This is a genomic window from Pseudomonas sp. PHC1, from assembly GCF_046487845.1.
Lineage (GTDB): Bacteria > Pseudomonadota > Gammaproteobacteria > Pseudomonadales > Pseudomonadaceae > Aquipseudomonas > Aquipseudomonas sputi.
The window spans coordinates 76,288-94,539 of record NZ_JBJXHJ010000008.1; the positions used below are offsets into that span (position 1 = coordinate 76,288).

Sequence of the window (18,252 nt, forward strand, 5' to 3'; positions counted from 1 at the left end):
CTTAAACCTGGCTGATGAATTTGTGGGTGAGATAGTGTTCGATGCCTTCAATGCCGCCTTCGGAGCCGTGACCGCTTTCTTTCATGCCGCCGAACGGGAGCTCGGTTGCGACGATGCGGTATTGGTTGATGCCGATCATCCCGGCCTCCAATCCGTCGGCGACATCAATGGCCGTGCGCGCGCTGGAGGTGAAGGCGTAAGCCGAGAGTCCGTAGGGCAGGCGGTTGGCTTCTTGCAGGCCATCGGCCAGTTCATCGAACGGCATCAGTACGGCGATGGGGCCAAAGGGTTCTTCGTGCATGACGCGGGCATTCATCGGCACATCTGCCAGAACCGTGGGTTGGAAGAAGTAGCCTTCGCCTGACAAGGCTTCGCCACCGACCAATACCCGTGCACCTTTTTCGACAGCATCGGCGACCAGTTCTTCCATCTTTGCCAATTGCCTTGGGTTGGCCAGGGGGCCGACCTGAGTGTCCGGATGCAGGCCGTCACCTATTTTCAGCGCTTGGGTGGCACCGACAAAGTGATCGACAAAAGCTTGATAGGCACCACGCTGGATCAGAAACCGAGTGGATGAAATGCACACCTGCCCGGTACCGCGAAAGCGGTTGGCGACGCCTTCGATAGCAGCTTTTTCAATGTCGGCATCTTCGAAGACCAGCACCGGTCCGTGCCCACCCAGTTCAAGGGTGATGGGCTTCACACCTTCGGCAGCTCGTGCAGACAGCAGGCGCCCGATCGGCACTGACCCGGTGAAGGTGACTTTGCGAATGATCGGCGAGGCGATCAGATGGCTGGACACTTGATCCGGTACGCCGAAGACCACTTGCAGTACACCTTTGGGTAATCCAGCATCGTCGAGTGCACGCGCCAGGGCCAGCGCTGTGGAAGGGCTTTCTTCACCGGGTTTGAGAATGACGCTGCAACCCGCGGCCAGCGCTGCCGAGAGCTTGCGTGCCGGGGTGATGGCCGGGAAATTCCACGGTGTGAATGCGGCCACTGGGCCGATGGCCTGGCGTTTGACCAGTTGCAATACGCCTGGACGGTTGGCCGGGACCACACGGCCATCGATACGCCGGGCGCTTTCGGCAAACCATTCGAAATACTCCGCCGCGCGGGTCACTTCATCCAGGCTTTCACCCAGCGGTTTGCCTTCCTCCAGGGTCATCTGCGCGGCAATCTGCGGTGCACGGTCGAGGATCAGGTCGGCGGCACGCTTGAGGACCTTGGCGCGCTTGTCAGGCACGGTCTGGCGCCATTGCTCGAAGCTCAGGCGAGTTACTTCCAAGGCGTGATCAAGGTCGCCTGCGGTGGCGAGTGGGACGCGTCCGATTTCCCGGCCGGTAGCAGGGTTAACGACGGCGGCAGTATCGCGCCCTTCAGCACTGATCCATTCGCCACCGATGAAAAGATAAAGCGGGTCGTAGGAGGTTTTCATAATGTGCCCTTCAGTTGGTTGTCGGAGATTCGGATAAAACCCGGTGCCTGTTCAGGCGTCCTGTGCAACCAAGTCTATGGAAGGAGGGCCCATTGATTTAGACGGGCCAGAGGGAATCATTGTTGTCGCCAGAGGTAATATCGAGCCGCGGGCCGAACGTGTAGCATCCGGAAAAAATGCGCGTTATCACGGGTGAGCGTCAGATCTACAGGAAGGTCGCGATGGATAAGCTGTCGAACATGTCGGTGTACATAAAGGTTGTCGAGATGGGTAGTTTCACGGCCGTGGCCAATCATCTGGACTCAACGGTCGGTAACGTATCGCGTGCTGTCTCTGCGCTGGAAAACGTACTCGACGCGCGCCTGTTGCAACGCTCGACCCGACGCCTGTCGGTCACCGATGCCGGGCGAAGGTTCTATGAGCGCTGCACGAAAATTCTCGCTGATCTGGAGAGTGCCGAAGCCGAAGCCAGCAATGCCGCCCTGGAACCTCGAGGAACACTGCGGGTGCATTGCGTTCCTGGGTTGGCCCGGCATCTGGTCACCGGGGCTGTGCTGGAGTACCGCAAGCAGTTCCCGGAAGTGACGGTGGATTTATTGCTGTCACAACGCATGCCTAACCTGTTGGAAGATCAACTGGATGTCTCGATCCTGATCGCCCGCGCGCTCCCCGATTCGGCCTATGTCAGCCAAAAGATCGGTGTCAGCCATTGTGTGCTGGTGGCGTCGCCAGACTATCTGGCGCGGCATGCGGCCCCGGAGACGCCCGAAGACCTGCGTGATCATCAGTGTCTGCTGTTGGGCACCGTCGACTATGTGCGGGATGAGTGGCAGCTAAAGAGCAAGGCGGAGGACGCGACATTTGTCCCGACAGGGCCAAGTTTCAGCGTTAACGATATGGATGCGATGGCACATGCCATTCGAGAGGGAGCAGGGATTGGCTTGCTGGCCGGGTTCACAGCCGTCGACGATTTGCGTTCCGGCAAGCTAGTGCGGGTTTTGCCTGAGTACCATACCTATGAGCGCAACGTGTATGCCGTCTATACCTCTCGGCAGTTTGTCGATGCAAAAATCACCCGCTTTATCGACACGTTGAAAGATCGGGTTGGCAGTCAACTGGCCGCCACGGCCAAAGAACTGATCGATTGAAATGCCACGGAGCAAAAAGGTATTTGCGCCTCGATGAAACAACGCTTCGAGGCGCAATGATTGTCGAACAGCTGAGTTATCCCTGGCTGCAACGGCCCATGACGTTATAGGCCAGTACGTGCTGTTTGCCTTGCGAATCCTGGTAGGTCATGTGCGTCGGCACCACTGCGCAAACATCCGGCACCGGGTCTTCGGAGATGACCTTGGCGACATCGAGGTGTGTGCTGTAGCTATATTGCTCGGCAGGCTGAATCCTTGCAGTTCCTTCCTGCGCTGCTACCACAGAGCTGAAGCCCAGAAGTGCGACGATGATCATTGTCGTTTTCATAATGAGATTTCCTAAAGTAAGTCTGATGTTGCTGGCAGGACCTACTTTAGGTTCGAGGGTTTTCTGCAAACAGGAGCGAATCAGGGAAAGACTTTTCTAAATTCCGAACACAATGTGGGGATGCCTGACGTAAAGGCAATTCGTCTGTGACCGTCCGCTTTTGGCCGATTCTGTTGAAAAAGTCGGTTCTTCCAGACTGCCCGCATACTGATCGCTGAAAACGCCTTTTTTGCGCGCAGCTACGCGAAATCTGAGCCCGGAGTACTCTGCTCAATGCAAAGATTTCAATCTCAAGTGCGGACTTTTCTACCGTGGAAACCATGGCCGACTTTTTCAACAGAATCGGCCGAAACCAGCCACTCCCACCCGAACCACCAACGGAGAGCCCCCCATGAAAACCGCCCTGATCTCCGACACCCACAACCTCCTCCGCCCCCAAGCCATCGCCGCGCTCCAGGGCTGTGACCAGATCATCCACGCCGGCGACATCGGCAACCCGGACATCCTGGCCCAACTGGCGAAAATCGCCCCCGTCCATGCCGTGCGCGGCAACAACGACCTCAACAGTCCGTGGGCCGACAACCTCCCCGACCTCCTGACCTTCACCCTCAACGGCTGGCCAACCCTCCTCGTCCACGACATCGCCGACATCCCCGCTGATCTCGATCCTGGCATCAAGCTCATCATCACCGGCCACTCCCACAAACCCCGCATCGAATGGCGCGGTGAGCGTCTCTACGTGAACCCCGGCAGCGCCGGCCCTCGGCGATTCAAGTTGCCGGTCACGCTGGCGATCCTCGAGATACAACCCGACCGCATCGAGCCGCGCCTCATCTCCCTGCTGGATCCCCCCGTCTGAAACCGCTACCGTTCCCCATCCAGTACCGGGAACCCACGCGCCATGTCCATCGCCGACAACCTCCTCGCCTTCACCCTCGCCGCCACGCTGTTGACCCTGACGCCCGGTCTCGACACCGCGCTGGTCCTGCGCACCGCCACCGTCGAAGGCAAGCAACAGGCCTTGCGTGCAGCGTTGGGGATCAATGCCGGTTGTCTGTTGTGGGGCGCGGCGGTGGCGTTTGGGTTGGGGGCGTTGATTGCGCTGTCGGAGCTGGCCTACAACCTGTTGAAGTATTGCGGCGCGGGATATCTGGCGTGGCTGGGGTTGAATATGCTGCTGCGCCCTCGCCGCTCGCTGGCACCGGCCGAGGCCGACGGCAAGCCGGGGGCGAACTGGTTTTTCAAGGGCATGCTGGGGAATGTGCTGAATCCGAAGATCGGGATTTTCTACGTGTCGTTTCTGCCGCAGTTCATTCCGCAAGGTCAGCCGCTGGTGCCGTGGACGTTCGGGCTGGTGAGCATTCATGTGGTGCTCGGGCTTATCTGGTCGCTGGTGTTGATTGGCGCGACGCAGCCGTTGTCCGGGTTCCTTCGGCGCCAGAAGGTGATTCGCTGGATGGATCGCACCACCGGGATGATTTTCGTGTTGTTTGCTGCGCGGTTGGCGTTCAGCAAGCGCTAAAGGCCTGAAGGATCACTATCAATCCATGAAGATCTGTTTCCCGATGTTCTGGTCAAAAGACTCCGGTATCGATTACAGCGCCCCGATTCTTGACCTGAAAGATCTCGTGCCAAGTGTCGGTCAGCGCGCACTGGCCCAATTTCACAACCACGAGCCAATCACCGTTGGTGAAACCCTCCAGGTCATTTGGTGCCCGCCCATTTCCGATCTGAATGGCTGGGATGAGCAGCCATCTGAGATTACTCAGAGCTATCTCCTGACTGCCAGAGTCGTCGGCATTGCTCCCTCAGGTAGTGATCGATACGAACTCGAAATCCTGAACAGCGAGCAGTTTGTGAGTGTATTGCGAGCGCTTGCGGAGGATTTGCAGGGGCAGCAAAGCTTCGTACACCTGGATCGTCTGGCCTGGGATGAAATTAATTGGGCTGGCAGCGCTACCGTTGAGGAGTTCACCTATCTGAACGCCCTCACACCGCATGAAGCGTTCATGGAGTTGATCGTCAAAGTCATCGGGAACGAGATCATCGGCCTGTTTTCGTTGCACATCGATCCGGGCGGTGTTTTCTGCAAACTGGGCGGCACGCGTCTGGCCGATTCGGAACTGGCAGCAGTCAAACGGACGCTCGCCACTGCTCGCCCACTGCATGACAAGCAGGCCCATTACCTTGCTTGATCCTCTCTGACACCACTCGCGCAAAAGACATCAAACAGAAGGCTTGCCCGTTACATATGGATATCCGTATATTCGGACAACCATATGTACTGAAGACCTCGTCATGCTCACCCCCGCTTCCGTTTTCAAATGCCTCGCCGACGAAACCCGCGCCCGGGCCACGCTGCTGATCACCCGTGAGGGTGAGTTGTGTGTCTGCGAGCTGGTCTGTGCGCTGGACGACAGTCAGCCGAAAATCTCCCGCCATCTCGCGCAATTGCGCACCTGCGGTCTTTTGCTGGATCGCCGTCAGGGCCAATGGGTTTATTACCGGCTCAACCCTGACCTGCCGGCATGGATCCGCACGCTGCTTGAAACCACGCTCGCCGCCAACACCGCCTGGCTGGAAGAGAACAGCGCGCGGCTGGCGGTCATGGGCGATCGCCCGCTCAATACATCTACCTGTTGCTGAGGATTCACCATGCGCGTTCTTTTCATGTGCACCGCCAACAGCTGCCGCAGCATTCTGTCGGAGGCGATGTTCAATCACCTGGCGCCACCCGGTTTCGAAGCAGTCAGTGCCGGCAGTTTCCCCAAGGGCCAGGTGCTGCCGCGCAGCCTGACCACGTTGCAGGCAGCCGGCATTTCCATCGCCGGGTTGAGCAGCAAGGGCAACGAGGCCTTCGAGGACAACCCGCCGGACATCGTCATCACCGTGTGCGACAAGGCCGCCGGTGAAGCCTGCCCGGTGTACTTCGGCCCGGCCCTGAAAGCCCATTGGGGGCTGGAAGATCCGTCGGATGTGGTCGGCGATGAACGCACCATTGATGCCGCCTTCAGCGCCACCCTCGCCCAAATCGAAACCCGCTGCCGGGCCTTCCTTGCCCTGCCCTTCGCCCAACTTGACCGTGATGCCCTCAAGCGCGAGCTCGACCGCATCAGCACGCTGTAACCGGAGCCGACATGACCGACCTGCCCAACCTCGATCCTTCACTGGTTCAAACAACCACCCGTGACGAAGGCGCGCACAAGCCGCGCATCCTGTTGCTGTACGGCTCGACCCGCCCGCGCTCCTTCAGCCGCTTGCTGGTGGAAGAAGCCGCACGGTTGCTAGAGCACTTCGGTGCCGAAACGCGAATCTTCAATCCTTCGGGCCTGCCGCTGCCGGACGATGCGCCGGGCGATCACCCGAAAGTCCAGGAACTGCTCGAGCTGATGCAATGGTCGGAAGGCCAGGTCTGGTGCTCGCCGGAACGTCACGGCGCGATGTCGGCGGTGTTCAAGGCCCAGATCGACTGGGTGCCGCTGGCCCTCGGCGCGGTGCGTCCGACCCAGGGTAAAACGCTGGCGGTGATGCAGGTCTGCGGCGGTTCGCAGTCGTTCAACGTGGTCAATCAACTGCGCGTGCTGGGCCGCTGGATGCGCATGTTCACCATCCCCAATCAGTCGTCGGTGCCCAAGGCCTGGCTGGAATTCGACGAAGGCAACCGCATGAAACCCTCGGCGCTGTACGACCGGGTGGTGGATGTGATGGAGGAGTTGGTGAAGTTCACGCTATTGCTGCGTGATCGCCCGGACCTGGTGGATCGTTATTCCGAGCGCAAGGAATCGGCGGAGGAACTGATGCAGCGGGTCAATCAGCGGTCGATTTGATGACCAAACCCTACAAAAAAAACGGTGCGAACGTTCGCACCGTTTTTTTTCGTCACCGGGTTATGGCTGGATGGAAGCAGCGTCGCTTTCAGGTGACTTGTTTTCCACGGGCAACTGTCGACGGCGCATCAGGCGATACGCCGCCGGAATGACAAACAGGGACAACAGTGGCGCCGTGACCATGCCGCCTACCATGGGTGCGGCAATACGGCTCATGACTTCACTGCCGGTGCCACTGGCCAGCAAAATCGGCAACAGGCCGGCAATAATCACGGCTACGGTCATCGCCTTGGGACGCACGCGTTGCACGGCGCCTTCGCGAATCGCCGCGACCAGCCCGCGCTCGGAGTGGTCGCCGAGGCCTTCGCGCTCGGCCCAGGCGTTTTTCAGGTAGAGCAGCATGATGACGCCGAACTCGGCCGAAACCCCGGCCAGCGCAATAAACCCCACCCCGGTGGCGACCGACAGGTTGTAGCCCAGCAGATACAGGAACCACGCACCGCCGCTCAATGCGAAGGGCAACGTGGCCATGATCAGCAGCGCTTCATCGACGCGAGCGAACGTCAGATAGAGCAGCACGAAGATAATCAGCAGCGTGGCCGGCACGACCAGTTTCAGCCGCGCGTTGGCCCGTTCCAGAAACTCGAATTGCCCCGAATAGCTCAGGCTCATACCGGGCTGCAATTTCACCTGCTCGCTGACGGCGCGACGCAGATCGGCCACCACTGAAGCGATGTCCCGTCCGCGCACATCGATGTACACCCAGCCGGACGGCCGGGCATTTTCGCTCTTGAGCATCGGCGGGCCGTCCGTGACCTTGATCTTCGCCAGCATGCCGAGGGTGACTTGGCTGCCCGAAGGCGTGTAGATCGGCAGTTGCTCCAGGGCGCCGGGCGAATCACGCCACGCTCGCGGGTAACGGATATTGATCGGAAACCGCGCCAGCCCCTCGATGGTTTCCCCGACATTTTCCCCGCCAATGGCACCGGCCACGATGGACTGCACATCGCTGATGTTCAGCCCGTAGCGGCCGGCGACGTTGCGGTCGATATCCACATCGATGTAGCGACCACCGGTCAGGCGCTCCGCCAGTGCCGAACTGACACCGGGCACACTTTTGGCCACCCGCTCGACAGCCTGGGTCGCGGCGTCGATCTGGGCCAGATTGTTGCCGGCGACTTTCACGCCGATGGGGCTTTTGATCCCGGTGGCAAGCATGTCGATGCGGTTGCGGATCGGTGGAATCCAGATGTTGGTCAGGCCCGGCACGCGCACCACGCGATCCAGTTCTTCCACGAGTTTTTCCGGAGTCATGCCCGGACGCCATTGATCGTGGGGCTTGAATTGGATAGTGGTCTCGAACATCTCCAGCGGTGCCGGGTCGGTGGCGGTTTCTGCGCGGCCAGCCTTGCCGAACACGTGCTCGACCTCGGGCACGGTTTTGATCAGGCGGTCGGTCTGCTGCAACAGTTGCGCGGCTTTTTGCGCTGACAATCCCGGCAAGGCCGAAGGCATGTACAGCAGATCGCCCTCGTCCAGCGGCGGGAGGAATTCGCCACCGAGCCGCGCAATCGGCCAGGCCGCGCTGAAAAACACCAGCAATGCCGCCAGCAAGGTGAATTTCGGCCGGCGCAACACTCTATCGAGCGCCGGCTGATAGATCCGGATCAGCCAGCGGTTCAGCGGGTTGTGGCGCTCATCCGGAATCCGCCCGCGAATCCAGTAGCCCATCAGCACCGGTACCAGCGTGACCGACAGCCCCGCTGCCGCCGCCATGGCATAGGTCTTGGTGAAGGCCAGCGGGCCGAACAGCCGCCCTTCCTGGGCCTGCAAGGTAAACACCGGAATGAACGACAGCGTGATGATCAGCAAACAGAAAAACAGTGCCGGCCCCACTTCCGCCGCCGCGTCGGTCATCACCTGCCAATGACGCTCGCCCTTGAGCACCTGCCCCGGATGGGCCGCGTGCCACGCCTCGATTTTCTTGTGGGCGTTCTCGATCATCACCACCGCCGCATCGACCATCGCACCAATGGCGATGGCGATCCCGCCCAACGACATGATGTTGGCGTTCAGCCCCTGATATCGCATCACGATGAAGGCGATCAGCACGCCCACCGGCAACGAGATGATCGCCACCAGCGAAGAGCGCAAATGCCAGAGGAAGATCCCGCACACCAGCGCGACGACGATGAACTCTTCGAGCAGTTTGTGGCTGAGGTTTTCCACGGCGCGATCGATCAGTTTGCTGCGATCGTAGGTGGTGACGATCTCCACGCCGGGCGGCAGGCTGCTTTTCATGTCATCGAGTTTGGACTTGACCGCCGCAATGGTCTCGCGGGCGTTCTTGCCGCTGCGCAGGATCACCACGCCGCCGACGGTTTCGCCCTGGCCATCCAGCTCAGTGATGCCCCGACGCATTTCCGGCCCGATCTGAATCGTTGCGACATCGCCCAGGGTCACCGGCACGCCACCCACGCTGAGTTTTAACGGGATCGCCCGAAAGTCATCAAGCGTCTTCAGGTAGCCGGAAGCGCGCACGATGAATTCGGTTTCGGCCATTTCCAGCACAGCGCCACCGGTTTCCTGATTGGCCTTGCCGATGGCTTCGCGTACTTGCGCCAGGGTGATGCCGAGGCTGGCCAGCCGCACCGGATCGGGCTGCACCTGATACTGCTTGACCATGCCGCCGACAGTGGCGACCTCGGCGACGTTGGGCAGAGTCTTGAGTTCGAACTTGAGAAACCAGTCCTGCAACGCCCGAAGCTGCGCCAGATCATGCCCGCCACTGCGATCCACCAATGCGTACTGATAGATCCAGCCAACGCCGGTGGCATCCGGGCCCAACGCCGGTTTGGCACCGGCCGGCAGGCGACTCTGGATCTGGCTCAGGTACTCCAGCACCCGCGAGCGCGCCCAGTATTGATCGGTGCCGTCCTCGAACAGCACATACACGAAGCTGTCACCGAAGAACGAATAACCGCGTACGGTTTTTGCCCCCGGCACCGAGAGCATGGTGGTGGTCAGCGGATAGGTCACCTGGTTCTCGACAATCTGCGGTGCCTGTCCGGGGTACGGCGTGCGGATAATCACCTGCACATCGGACAGGTCCGGCAGCGCATCGATCGGCGTGCTCTGTACCGACCACACACCCCAGGCCGTGACAAACAGTGTCGCCAGCAGCACCAGAAAACGATTGGCGACGGACCAGCGAATCAGCGCGGCGATCATGGCTGGCTCCCCGAAACGTTCCCGCCCGCTTCAAGCGGCTCGGCGACGATGCCCTTGAGACTGGCCTCGGAATCGAGCAGGAACTGTCCCGACGTCACGACGCTCTGCCCTTCAGTCAGGCCATCGAGGATCACCGTTTTGCCGTCGCTTTCCCGGCCGAGCCGCACCTCCACCGGGCGATAGTGCCCCGCTTCTTCGGCGAGCATGACCAGGGCACGCTTGCCGGTGCGAATGACTGCTTCGCTCGGCACCCACAAATGATTCTGTCCGGTCGACCGGTTCAGCCGCACTTGCGCCGTCATCCCCGGCCGCAATCGGCCATTGGCATTGGACAGCTCGACCCGCACGCGCAGAGTGCGGCTGTCCGGGCTGGTGTCCGGCAGAATCGCGCTGACGGTGCCGTTAAACACTGTGCCGGGAAAAGCCGGCAGATGCGCTTCGACGGCCTGTCCCACGGCAACCGAACCAGTCTCCGATTCCGGCACCGCCACAGCGAGCCAGACACTGTTCAGCCCATTGACCCGTGCCAGGGTTTCACCGGTCGCCACGGTCATGCCCGCCCGCACGTTGAGCTCTTGCAGTACACCGCCCAAAGGGCTGGTGACCGTGAGTTCGGACTGCACCTTGCCGCTGCGCTCGACCTGAGCGATCAGGCTTGCTGGCATCCCGGTCAGTCGCAACCGCTGGCGCGCCGCCGCGATGAGATCGGCATCGCCGCTGCGCTTGAGCGCCAGAAACTCGCTCTGGGCCGCCGTCCATTCCGGCACGAGAATGTCTGCCAATGCCGCACCCGCCGTGAGCACATCCCCCGGCGCACGGGCGTAGACCCGCTCGACAAACCCGTTGGTACGCGCCTGGATCACCGCTACATCGCGCTCGTTGAACGCCAGCACACCGCTCACATCGAGGCTCGACGTGAAGGCGCCGCGACTGACCGGCGCCACACGCAGCCCCAGATTCTGACTCAGCCCCGGATCAATGCTGACGGTGGCACTGCCCTCCCCGCCGCTGGCGTATCGTGGCACCAGTTGCATGTCCATGAAGGGTGACTTACCCGGTTTGTCGAACTTCTGCTGCGGGAACATCGGGTCATACCAGTACAAGGCCTTGGGCTCAGTGCTCGGCGCAGGGGCTGAAGCCGTTACTCCATTCATTCGCTGATAGGCCAATCCGTAACCGCCACCCACGCCCACCGCCAACGCGAGGCCGGCCAGCCACACGCCGTTCCATTGTTTAAGGTTCACAGGCTGGTCTCCCCATAAGCGAAATGAAGACGCGCAGCGGTCAGCGCGCGCTGTTCTTCCATGTCGATCTGTTTAAGGCGGGCCTCGATGAGTTCACGGCGGGCGCTGACCACCGCGTTCAAATCGCCCTGCCCGGCGCGATAACTGGCCAGGCTCAGATCGACTTTCTCTCTGGCCAGCGGCACCAGGCTTTCCTCGGTGCGGCGCACGGCCCGATCGAGGCGCTGATAGTCGGCCAACTGGTTTTCCAGTTGTTCGGTGTATTCGCGGGACAGGGCCTCGCGCTCGGCTTGCAGTTGGCTGACTTCGGCCTGTCTGGCAGCGATTTTCGGGTTCTGCCGCGTCTCGGGAAACAACGGCAGATCCCAGGAAAACTGCACGCTGACCATGTCGCCAAACTCGCGGCCCCGATGCTGGTAATCCACCTCCCAGCTCCAGTCGGACTTTTTCTCGGACACCGCCTCTTGCACCCTGGCCTGGGCTTCGCGGGTCATGGGGGCGAAGGCGGCCAGTTCGGGGTGGCGTTGCAGGTGATGATTGAAGATCGAAGCATCGACCGGCCACACGGGCAAACCGCCTTCGGGCTTGTCGTTGGCGGCGGTGCCGATCCAGCGTTTGAGCGCGGCTCGCGCCTGGGTACGTTCGAGGGCCAGATTGTCCTGTTGCTCGGCGAGTCGGGCCGCTTCCTGCTTTGGCGTCACCGCATCGGCAGGTTGCGCACGGCCACCGGCGATCTGCGCCCGGACGGTCTCGCTCAGCAGGCGGTTTTCCTTGAACAAATCCTGGAACAACGCCTCTTTGCGCTCGACCGAATAGCCGCTGATCCAGGCCATCGCTGTCGCCTGACGTACTTTCAAACGTTCGACGCGGCGTTCGGCCGCCGCGCGTTCAATGGCGGCGTCGGCAACCTCGATGCGCGCCTTGCGCTTGTCTGCGTTGGGCATGTCCTGCCGATAACCGACCATCTGCATGGTCATGAAGTCCTGATCGACGCTCCAGCGATCCGGACCGCCCACCGGGTAGTTCTGCAAACCGAGCACCAGCTTGGGATCGGGCAACTCGCCCGCCGGAATGGCTGCGCTGCTGGCGGCCTGGATTTTCTGATCCTGTGCGGTCAGCGACGGCGCGTTGTTTTCCGCCAGCCGCAGCGCTTCATCGAGCGTCAGCGCGGCAGCGAATCCCGGCCATGCGAGCACGCTTGCCGCAAGGCCGGCCACCAGAGGCCAACCCGTGCAATTGCACTTGTATGTCATGTTTACGATTCCTGTGATCGTCCACTGCACGCGGTGAAAACACGCGCACAGCCAAATCACTCCGCCTGGGCGGAATGAGCTTCAAGGGGAGACAGGCATCAGCTGCGGGGCGGTCGCCAGACCCCGGACGGGGCCGTCACGGGCAGGGAATCATTGAAGAACGAATGCGTCACAGGCCTGAACACAGCGACGGACGGCTTGAGAGTCGCGACTTGCAGCAGGCCGCCGGTCTTGCACTCCTGGCCGGGCTTGCAGGGGGAACCGTGGTCGACAGGACTTTTCATGTCCTGGCAGCAATCCATGTTCATGCCGTCCATCATCGCCATGCCCATCGATTGCATCGGGCAGGGTTCCGTCGGCGCCTGCACACCCGCCATCCCGCTGAGGGGAAGCGCCAGGCTGAGCAGAAAAACGAGACAAAACCGCAGATAGCGTTTCATGGCCGGGAGTCTAGTCGTGAAAACGGGCGCCTACAATCGGCTGCCCGGCGATCTCACCGGACACGCATTAAGCCAGGATTAGCAGCAGAAAATGATGCAACAGGCGCCCGATCACCTAACCTCAATGTTTGTGTGATCAACCGGAACCGCCCAGCCCCATGCGTAAGGCATTGACGTCATTGATGTTCGTCGCTTTGATCCTGCTCGGCTCAGGGTTCGTGGCGGTATCGGCCGCCGACCTGCCCGGCACGCCCGATGTCGGCGCCCCGCTCCCCGGTGTCACGCAAAGCGATCTGCAAGCCCTGCAACTGCGCCTCGACGGCCTCAAGCAGCAGATCTCGTCCGCCAACAATTACAACCAGCTCGAAGGCCCGCAGGATCGAGTGCAGGCGTTCATTCTGGACATTGATCGGCTGTCGGCATCGCTGTTGCCGCAGCAGGCGCAATTGACCGTGCAACTGGGCGTGCTCGGGGCCGCACCGGTCGACGCGGTCGCCGCCGAACAAGCCGATATCGCGGCGCAACGGGCGACGTTGATCGAGCACAAAACCAAAGTCGATACAGCGCTGAAGAACCTCGCCACCCTCAAGCAGAGCGCCACGGATCTGATCACCCAGATCACCGGCATCCGCCGCACGTTGCTCGAAAGCGAACTGACCCTCAGCACCCACAGCATTCTGAATCCCGGTTTCTGGGCTCCCCTTGTCAATCCGTCGGCGGACGACCGCCAGCGCCTGCGCTTTTTCGTTGAACAGGTGCAACAGACCGGCGCCGAAGCCTGGCGACCGGGCCAGCGCTTTTACACTGCCCTGCTGGTGGTGCTGGCCTTTGTTGTCTGGACACTGGGCCGGCGGCTGGCCGACCGCTGGCTGGCGTGGGTGTGCATCCATCGCATGCCGGAGGGTCGACTGCGCCGCAGTTCGCTGGCGTTCGCCTCGGCATTGGCGACACTGGCGACCACCGCCATCGCCCTGCAATTGCTGTTCTATGCCTGCACCCGTCACGTACCGTTGCCACCGATGCTGGCGACGTTTTCCGATGAGTTCGAGAAGGTCGTTTACGCCTGCGTGCTGATCACAGGGCTCAGCCGCGCCTTGCTGTCCACCGAGCACCCGTCGTGGCGGTTGCCCGCGGTGGCCGACGAGGTGGCAAACGCGCTGCAGCCCTTTGCGCGGATCCTCGCCGCGGCGCTGCTGGTGCTGGTGACGGCGGTGCAAGTCAGCAATGCCGCCGGCATGAGCAGTCAGATCGTGCTCGCAGGCAGAGGCATCATTGCACTGGTGGTGCTGGGTATCATCACCACGCTGCTGATGCGCGTCGGCAGGGTGCGCAAAACACTGGCCGCAGCCGGTGACACCCAAGTGGCGGGCAACACCTTCGCCGGGGTGGTCTACACCGTGGCCACCCTGGCCATGGTGCTGTCGTTCGGCACCCTGCTGACAGGGTATGTGTCGCTGGCGCGGTTCATCACCTACGAGCTGGTGTGGGCGTTTATCGTGTTTTCCGGGTTTTACCTGCTGATGCAGTTGCTCAAGGACAGCTGCGAGTACTGCTTCTCGCCCCGCCATTCCAGCGGCAAGGCGCTGAAACAGTTGCTGGGCGTCGGCGACCGACGCCTCGAACAAGCTTCAACCCTGCTGGCCGGATTCGGTCGGGCCGCGCTGTTGCTGCTGGCGGTCATCACTCTGTTCGTCGGCGGGATCGGCACCACCCTTGGCCAACTGGCAACCAACATCGGCACGATCCTCGGCGGCGCGGGCCTGCGCAAACTGAACATCGTCCCCGGCCACTTGCTCAACGCCATGCTGGCGCTGCTGATCGGCATCTACCTGATCCGCGCCCTGCGCCGCTGGCTCGACAACGAGTTCCTGCCCAAGACCGACATGGATCCGGGCATGTGCGCCTCGCTCAGCACGCTGTTTTCCAACATTGGTTATGCGGTGGTGATCCTGCTGACCCTGTCATCGCTGGGGGTGCAATGGACCAACCTGGCGTGGATCGTCAGCGCCCTGTCGGTGGGCATCGGCTTCGGTTTGCAGGAGATTGTGAAGAACTTCGTCTCCGGGCTGATCCTGCTCACTGAACGCCCGGTCAAGGTCGGCGACCTGATCAGCATCAGCGGCGTCGAGGGCGACATTCGCCGGATCAACGTGCGCGCCACCGAGATCCAGCTCAGCGATCGCTCGATCGTGATCGTGCCCAACTCGCAACTGATCTCGCAGAACCTGCGCAACGTCACCCTCGGCGGCAGCGCCCAGGGCGTGGCGACGCTGGAGCTGATGTTCCCGCTGGACATCGACCCCGAACAAGTGCAGAACCTGCTGTTCGACACCTACAAGGAACACGAAACCATCCTCGAAAAACCGGCGCCGTTCGTGCGTTTCAGCAAGCTGACGCCGGACGGGATTACGTTGACGGTGACCGGGTATGTGGCGAGCCCGAGGATCGTCGGGACGACCAAGAGTGATCTGTTGTTCGAAATACTCAAGCGGCTGGGGGCGGCGGGGATTGAACTGGCAAAGCCGTCGAGTACCTGAGGAAAAACCTGATGGAGTCTGTATCGCTGCGCGCCTGCCTGATCAGGCCTCAGGGGTTTCAATCGACTCTGGAGCCGCTTCCACCGCCATTTTCAGTCGATCCGCCTTACTGATGTACTTCGGCTTGTTGCTCTTGGGGGCCAGTTTGGCATTGGCCTTTCTGGATTTTTCCTTGAAGAGCTGTTGCAGTTTTTTCTGACGGTTCATGGTGTTTTTTGGCCTGCTTGAAAGTTGTTGGATGATATCAGCGTTGGGCGTGCTTCACCCCAGCACGTCAGTGATCCAGCGCACTTGCTGCGTCAGATCCTGCACCTTGCGCTCGCAAACGCCATGCCGTGCCCGCCCAAAATGAGCCAGGGTCTGCTGCTTGTGCCGCAGCCGATGCTGCCACTTTGTGACAAACGCCGGACTGCGCGCCTGCAATTGCAGCGGGCCGAAATACAGTTCCTCGGCGGTATACGCCACTGGCCCGTCCCGCTCGGCCACGATGATCTCGTAGTCGAAGCGGTTCTCCCGCAGCACTTCTTCGCAGAGGATTCGGTAGTCGTTGTCCATCAGCCATTGGCGCAGCGCTTGTTCGCCGCCGTTGGGTTGCAGGATCAGGCGCTCGCGGCCGCTGAGGCGCACCTTGCCGGCTTCGAGGATGTCGCGGATGGTCTCGCCGCCCATGCCACACACGGTAATTGCCGTAACCCCGTCTGCCGGTTCGACGGCCATCAAGCCATTGGCCAGGCGCACGGTGATCTGCTGCTCAAGATCGTTTTCGCGCACGGTGCGTTGCGCCGAACGGAACGGCGTCTCGGCCATCTCGCCCGCCACCGCCGCCGCGATCGCGCCACGGCGCATCAGGGCCACCGGCAGGTAACCGTGATCCGAGCCGATATCGGCCAGCCGCGCACCGGCAGGCACGTGCGCCGCCACCCGCTCCAGTCGCATGGACAATGTCTGTTCGTTCAACCGCAACCCCTTTCACTCTGAACGCCCGGCACTGGTGGCCGGATCGGGGCGCGATTCTGGGGGGATACGCCGGGGAATTCAAATGTCTGCGACCAGATCACTTTGATCGATCCCTCTCCCTCCGGCCGGACCAGGACGCGATTGTGTCGGATAACGCGTTGAATTCAAGAGGGCTGTGACAGTGGCCATGATCGGCCCTGCTAGACCAACACCGTCAACCAAGCCGACACCAACAACAAAAACGCCAGCCCGGCATTCATGCGCCGCAATGCCCGTGGCGAGCCAAAGAACCGCGCGCTGCCCACACCCAGCAGTGCCCACGCCGTCATGCACGGCAGGCAGATCAACAGAAACAAGAAGGCCAACAGCAGCATCCGCGCACTCTCGTCGCCGTTGCCGCCAAACACACTCACCACCGCGACGGCCATCATCCACACCTTGGGGTTGATCAATTGCAGGCCGGCGGCGCCGAACACGTTGAAGCCGTCATCATTCGACGTCGAGGACTCCAACGACGGCGGCGTGCTGCGAAAGATCTGCCACGCCAGCCAGCTCAACCACAACACGCCGGCCCAGGCCATGGCCTGCTGCACACGGGGATAGCGCAGCAAGGTTTCCCCCACGCCGAGCCCGACCACCAACACCACCAGCGCCGCCGACACACACGCACCAAAAATGATCGGCAGTGTCGCCGTCAGGCCACGTCGCGAGCTGTGGCTCATCACCAGAATATTGGTCGGCCCCGGGGTGATCGAGGCAACGAAGGAAAACAGCAGAAAAGGCAGCAACGATTCCATGACAGGACTCCCGAATCAAAACAGGAGGCCATGGTCGCGGTTACGCGGGGTTCAGTCTGGAAGGTTTGAGCAGCGCTTGCGGTAATCCGCCGGCGTCAGGTGATAGGCACGGCGGAACCAGCGCCCGAGATGGCTCTGATCGGCAAAACCGAGGGCGCTGGCGACGGTGGCGGGTGTTTCACCACGCGCCAGCAATTGGCGGGCGCGGGCCAGCCGCAGCTGGATCAAATAGGCATGGGGCGCCAGCCCGAAAGCGGCCTTGAACGCTCGGGTCAGGCGAAAGCGATCAATCCCGCAGGCTTGGGCCACATCGTCCAGCCCGATGTCCTCGAAGGCGTGCGCATGCAGATAGTCCCGCGCCACCTGGGCCACCCAGGGCAGCCGCGGATCGAACGGCTGGCGCTTGCGCCAGTCGAGGTGGGATGTCAGCGCACCGAGCAAGGTGTCGATGGCGGTCTGGCGCACGATGCGCAAGTCGCCTTGATGCAGGGCGTTGAAGGCCTGATTGATGGCCGTGGACAGGCGCGGATCCTGGCTCAGGGTAACGGTGAACCCGAGCTGGCTGTTGTCCGGCGCATGCTCGAACAGCACGCGCAATTCGCGCTCCAGCCAGTGCGGGTCGAGGTAAAGCATGGAATAGGTGAAACCCTCCTGCGTCGGCGCGTGCCCGTCGTGGATCTCCCCCGGTTCCAGCATGAAAATCTTGCCCGGCGTACTCAGATGACGCACGCGCCGGCAATGAAACTGCTGCACGCCCTGCTCGGTGACGCCCACCAGAAAACTGTCGTGCCAGTGCGGATCATAGGCATGGCCCTGGAAATGGGCGCGAATCGACTCGATCCCGGTGTCGGCATCCTGAGACAGCTCGATCCAGTTGCGTTTGTCCACGCAAGGCTCCGAAGGCAGTGTGGGTCGTTTAGGACGCCTACGTTACCGCGACTTTGCCGATGGGTTTAGAACATTTGTGCACGGGAGCCAGGCAGGCCATCCAGCAAATTTAATGAACCCTGAGTGTCACGGCCCGCCTAAGCCAAAGACCATCAGGAGGTAGC

18 protein-coding genes are annotated in these 18,252 nt (G+C 61.5%); 8 read left to right on the plus strand and 10 right to left on the minus strand.

Annotation, left to right across the window (positions count from 1 at the left end; genetic code table 11):
- Window position 1 precedes the first annotated feature (1 nt).
- Window positions 2–1,438, minus strand: a complete 1,437-nt coding sequence (locus tag ACKJSM_RS13800) for an NAD-dependent succinate-semialdehyde dehydrogenase (protein ID WP_410237896.1) — start codon at window positions 1,436–1,438, stop codon at window positions 2–4.
- Window positions 1,439–1,659: 221 nt separating this feature from the next.
- On the opposite strand from ACKJSM_RS13800, the gene ACKJSM_RS13805 reads away from it, so the two are divergent.
- Complete coding sequence (locus tag ACKJSM_RS13805) at window positions 1,660–2,586, plus strand: LysR family transcriptional regulator (RefSeq protein WP_236182709.1); 927 nt, start codon at window positions 1,660–1,662, stop codon at window positions 2,584–2,586.
- A gap of 76 nt (window positions 2,587–2,662) precedes the next feature.
- Here the strand turns inward: ACKJSM_RS13805 and ACKJSM_RS13810 are convergent, their stop codons facing one another.
- Window positions 2,663–2,914, minus strand: a complete 252-nt coding sequence (locus tag ACKJSM_RS13810; protein ID WP_339488451.1) for a DUF2790 domain-containing protein — start codon at window positions 2,912–2,914, stop codon at window positions 2,663–2,665.
- A 391-nt stretch (window positions 2,915–3,305) separates the two neighbouring features.
- Between ACKJSM_RS13810 and ACKJSM_RS13815 the strand changes: the two genes are divergently transcribed.
- The 6 genes from ACKJSM_RS13815 to arsH all read left to right on the plus strand — a co-directional run bounded on the left by ACKJSM_RS13815 (window position 3,306) and on the right by arsH (window position 6,741).
- A complete protein-coding gene (locus ACKJSM_RS13815; protein ID WP_339488448.1) occupies window positions 3,306–3,773 on the plus strand; it encodes a metallophosphoesterase family protein in 468 nt (155 codons plus the stop codon).
- Between the two features lie 42 nt (window positions 3,774–3,815).
- Window positions 3,816–4,436: a LysE family translocator gene (locus ACKJSM_RS13820; RefSeq protein WP_236182712.1), complete on the plus strand. Its 621-nt coding sequence runs from the start codon at window positions 3,816–3,818 to the stop codon at window positions 4,434–4,436.
- A gap of 25 nt (window positions 4,437–4,461) precedes the next feature.
- Window positions 4,462–5,109: a hypothetical protein gene (locus tag ACKJSM_RS13825; protein ID WP_410237899.1), complete on the plus strand. Its 648-nt coding sequence runs from the start codon at window positions 4,462–4,464 to the stop codon at window positions 5,107–5,109.
- Window positions 5,110–5,212: 103 nt separating this feature from the next.
- Complete coding sequence (locus tag ACKJSM_RS13830) at window positions 5,213–5,560, plus strand: metalloregulator ArsR/SmtB family transcription factor (protein ID WP_410237901.1); 348 nt, start codon at window positions 5,213–5,215, stop codon at window positions 5,558–5,560.
- Window positions 5,561–5,569: 9 nt separating this feature from the next.
- Window positions 5,570–6,040, plus strand: a complete 471-nt coding sequence (locus ACKJSM_RS13835) for an arsenate reductase ArsC (RefSeq protein ID WP_410237902.1) — start codon at window positions 5,570–5,572, stop codon at window positions 6,038–6,040.
- A gap of 11 nt (window positions 6,041–6,051) precedes the next feature.
- On the plus strand, window positions 6,052–6,741 hold the full coding sequence (arsH, locus tag ACKJSM_RS13840) for an arsenical resistance protein ArsH (RefSeq protein WP_236182715.1): 690 nt from the start codon (window positions 6,052–6,054) through the stop codon (window positions 6,739–6,741).
- Between the two features lie 60 nt (window positions 6,742–6,801).
- On the opposite strand, the gene ACKJSM_RS13845 is transcribed toward arsH, so the two are convergent.
- The 4 genes from ACKJSM_RS13845 to ACKJSM_RS13860 all read right to left on the minus strand — a co-directional run bounded on the left by ACKJSM_RS13845 (window position 6,802) and on the right by ACKJSM_RS13860 (window position 12,909).
- Complete coding sequence (locus ACKJSM_RS13845; RefSeq protein ID WP_410237904.1) at window positions 6,802–9,972, minus strand: efflux RND transporter permease subunit; 3,171 nt, start codon at window positions 9,970–9,972, stop codon at window positions 6,802–6,804.
- Window positions 9,969–11,216, minus strand: a complete 1,248-nt coding sequence (locus ACKJSM_RS13850; RefSeq protein ID WP_410237905.1) for an efflux RND transporter periplasmic adaptor subunit — start codon at window positions 11,214–11,216, stop codon at window positions 9,969–9,971. The genes ACKJSM_RS13845 and ACKJSM_RS13850 overlap by 4 nt, the downstream gene beginning before the upstream one ends.
- Window positions 11,213–12,469 (minus strand): TolC family protein, encoded by a 1,257-nt coding sequence (locus ACKJSM_RS13855; RefSeq protein ID WP_410237906.1) that lies wholly within the window; start codon window positions 12,467–12,469, stop codon window positions 11,213–11,215. The genes ACKJSM_RS13850 and ACKJSM_RS13855 overlap by 4 nt, the downstream gene beginning before the upstream one ends.
- A gap of 98 nt (window positions 12,470–12,567) precedes the next feature.
- A complete protein-coding gene (locus tag ACKJSM_RS13860) occupies window positions 12,568–12,909 on the minus strand; it encodes a hypothetical protein (protein ID WP_236182719.1) in 342 nt (113 codons plus the stop codon).
- Between the two features lie 158 nt (window positions 12,910–13,067).
- Here ACKJSM_RS13860 and ACKJSM_RS13865 point away from each other — a divergent pair, with 158 nt between their 5' ends.
- A complete protein-coding gene (locus ACKJSM_RS13865) occupies window positions 13,068–15,446 on the plus strand; it encodes a DUF3772 domain-containing protein (RefSeq protein WP_410237908.1) in 2,379 nt (792 codons plus the stop codon).
- Between the two features lie 42 nt (window positions 15,447–15,488).
- Here the strand turns inward: ACKJSM_RS13865 and ACKJSM_RS13870 are convergent, their stop codons facing one another.
- From ACKJSM_RS13870 to ACKJSM_RS13885, 4 genes are all read right to left on the minus strand, one after another.
- Window positions 15,489–15,653, minus strand: a complete 165-nt coding sequence (locus ACKJSM_RS13870; RefSeq protein WP_236182721.1) for a DUF2986 domain-containing protein — start codon at window positions 15,651–15,653, stop codon at window positions 15,489–15,491.
- A 54-nt stretch (window positions 15,654–15,707) separates the two neighbouring features.
- Entirely contained in the window at window positions 15,708–16,403 is a 696-nt protein-coding gene (locus ACKJSM_RS13875; protein ID WP_410237910.1) for a tRNA (adenine(22)-N(1))-methyltransferase, read from the minus strand.
- 200 nt (window positions 16,404–16,603) lie between these two features.
- A complete protein-coding gene (locus ACKJSM_RS13880; RefSeq protein WP_410237911.1) occupies window positions 16,604–17,200 on the minus strand; it encodes a LysE family translocator in 597 nt (198 codons plus the stop codon).
- Window positions 17,201–17,251: 51 nt separating this feature from the next.
- On the minus strand, window positions 17,252–18,088 hold the full coding sequence (locus ACKJSM_RS13885) for an AraC family transcriptional regulator (RefSeq protein WP_410237912.1): 837 nt from the start codon (window positions 18,086–18,088) through the stop codon (window positions 17,252–17,254).
- Between the last annotated feature and the right edge of the window lie 164 nt (window positions 18,089–18,252).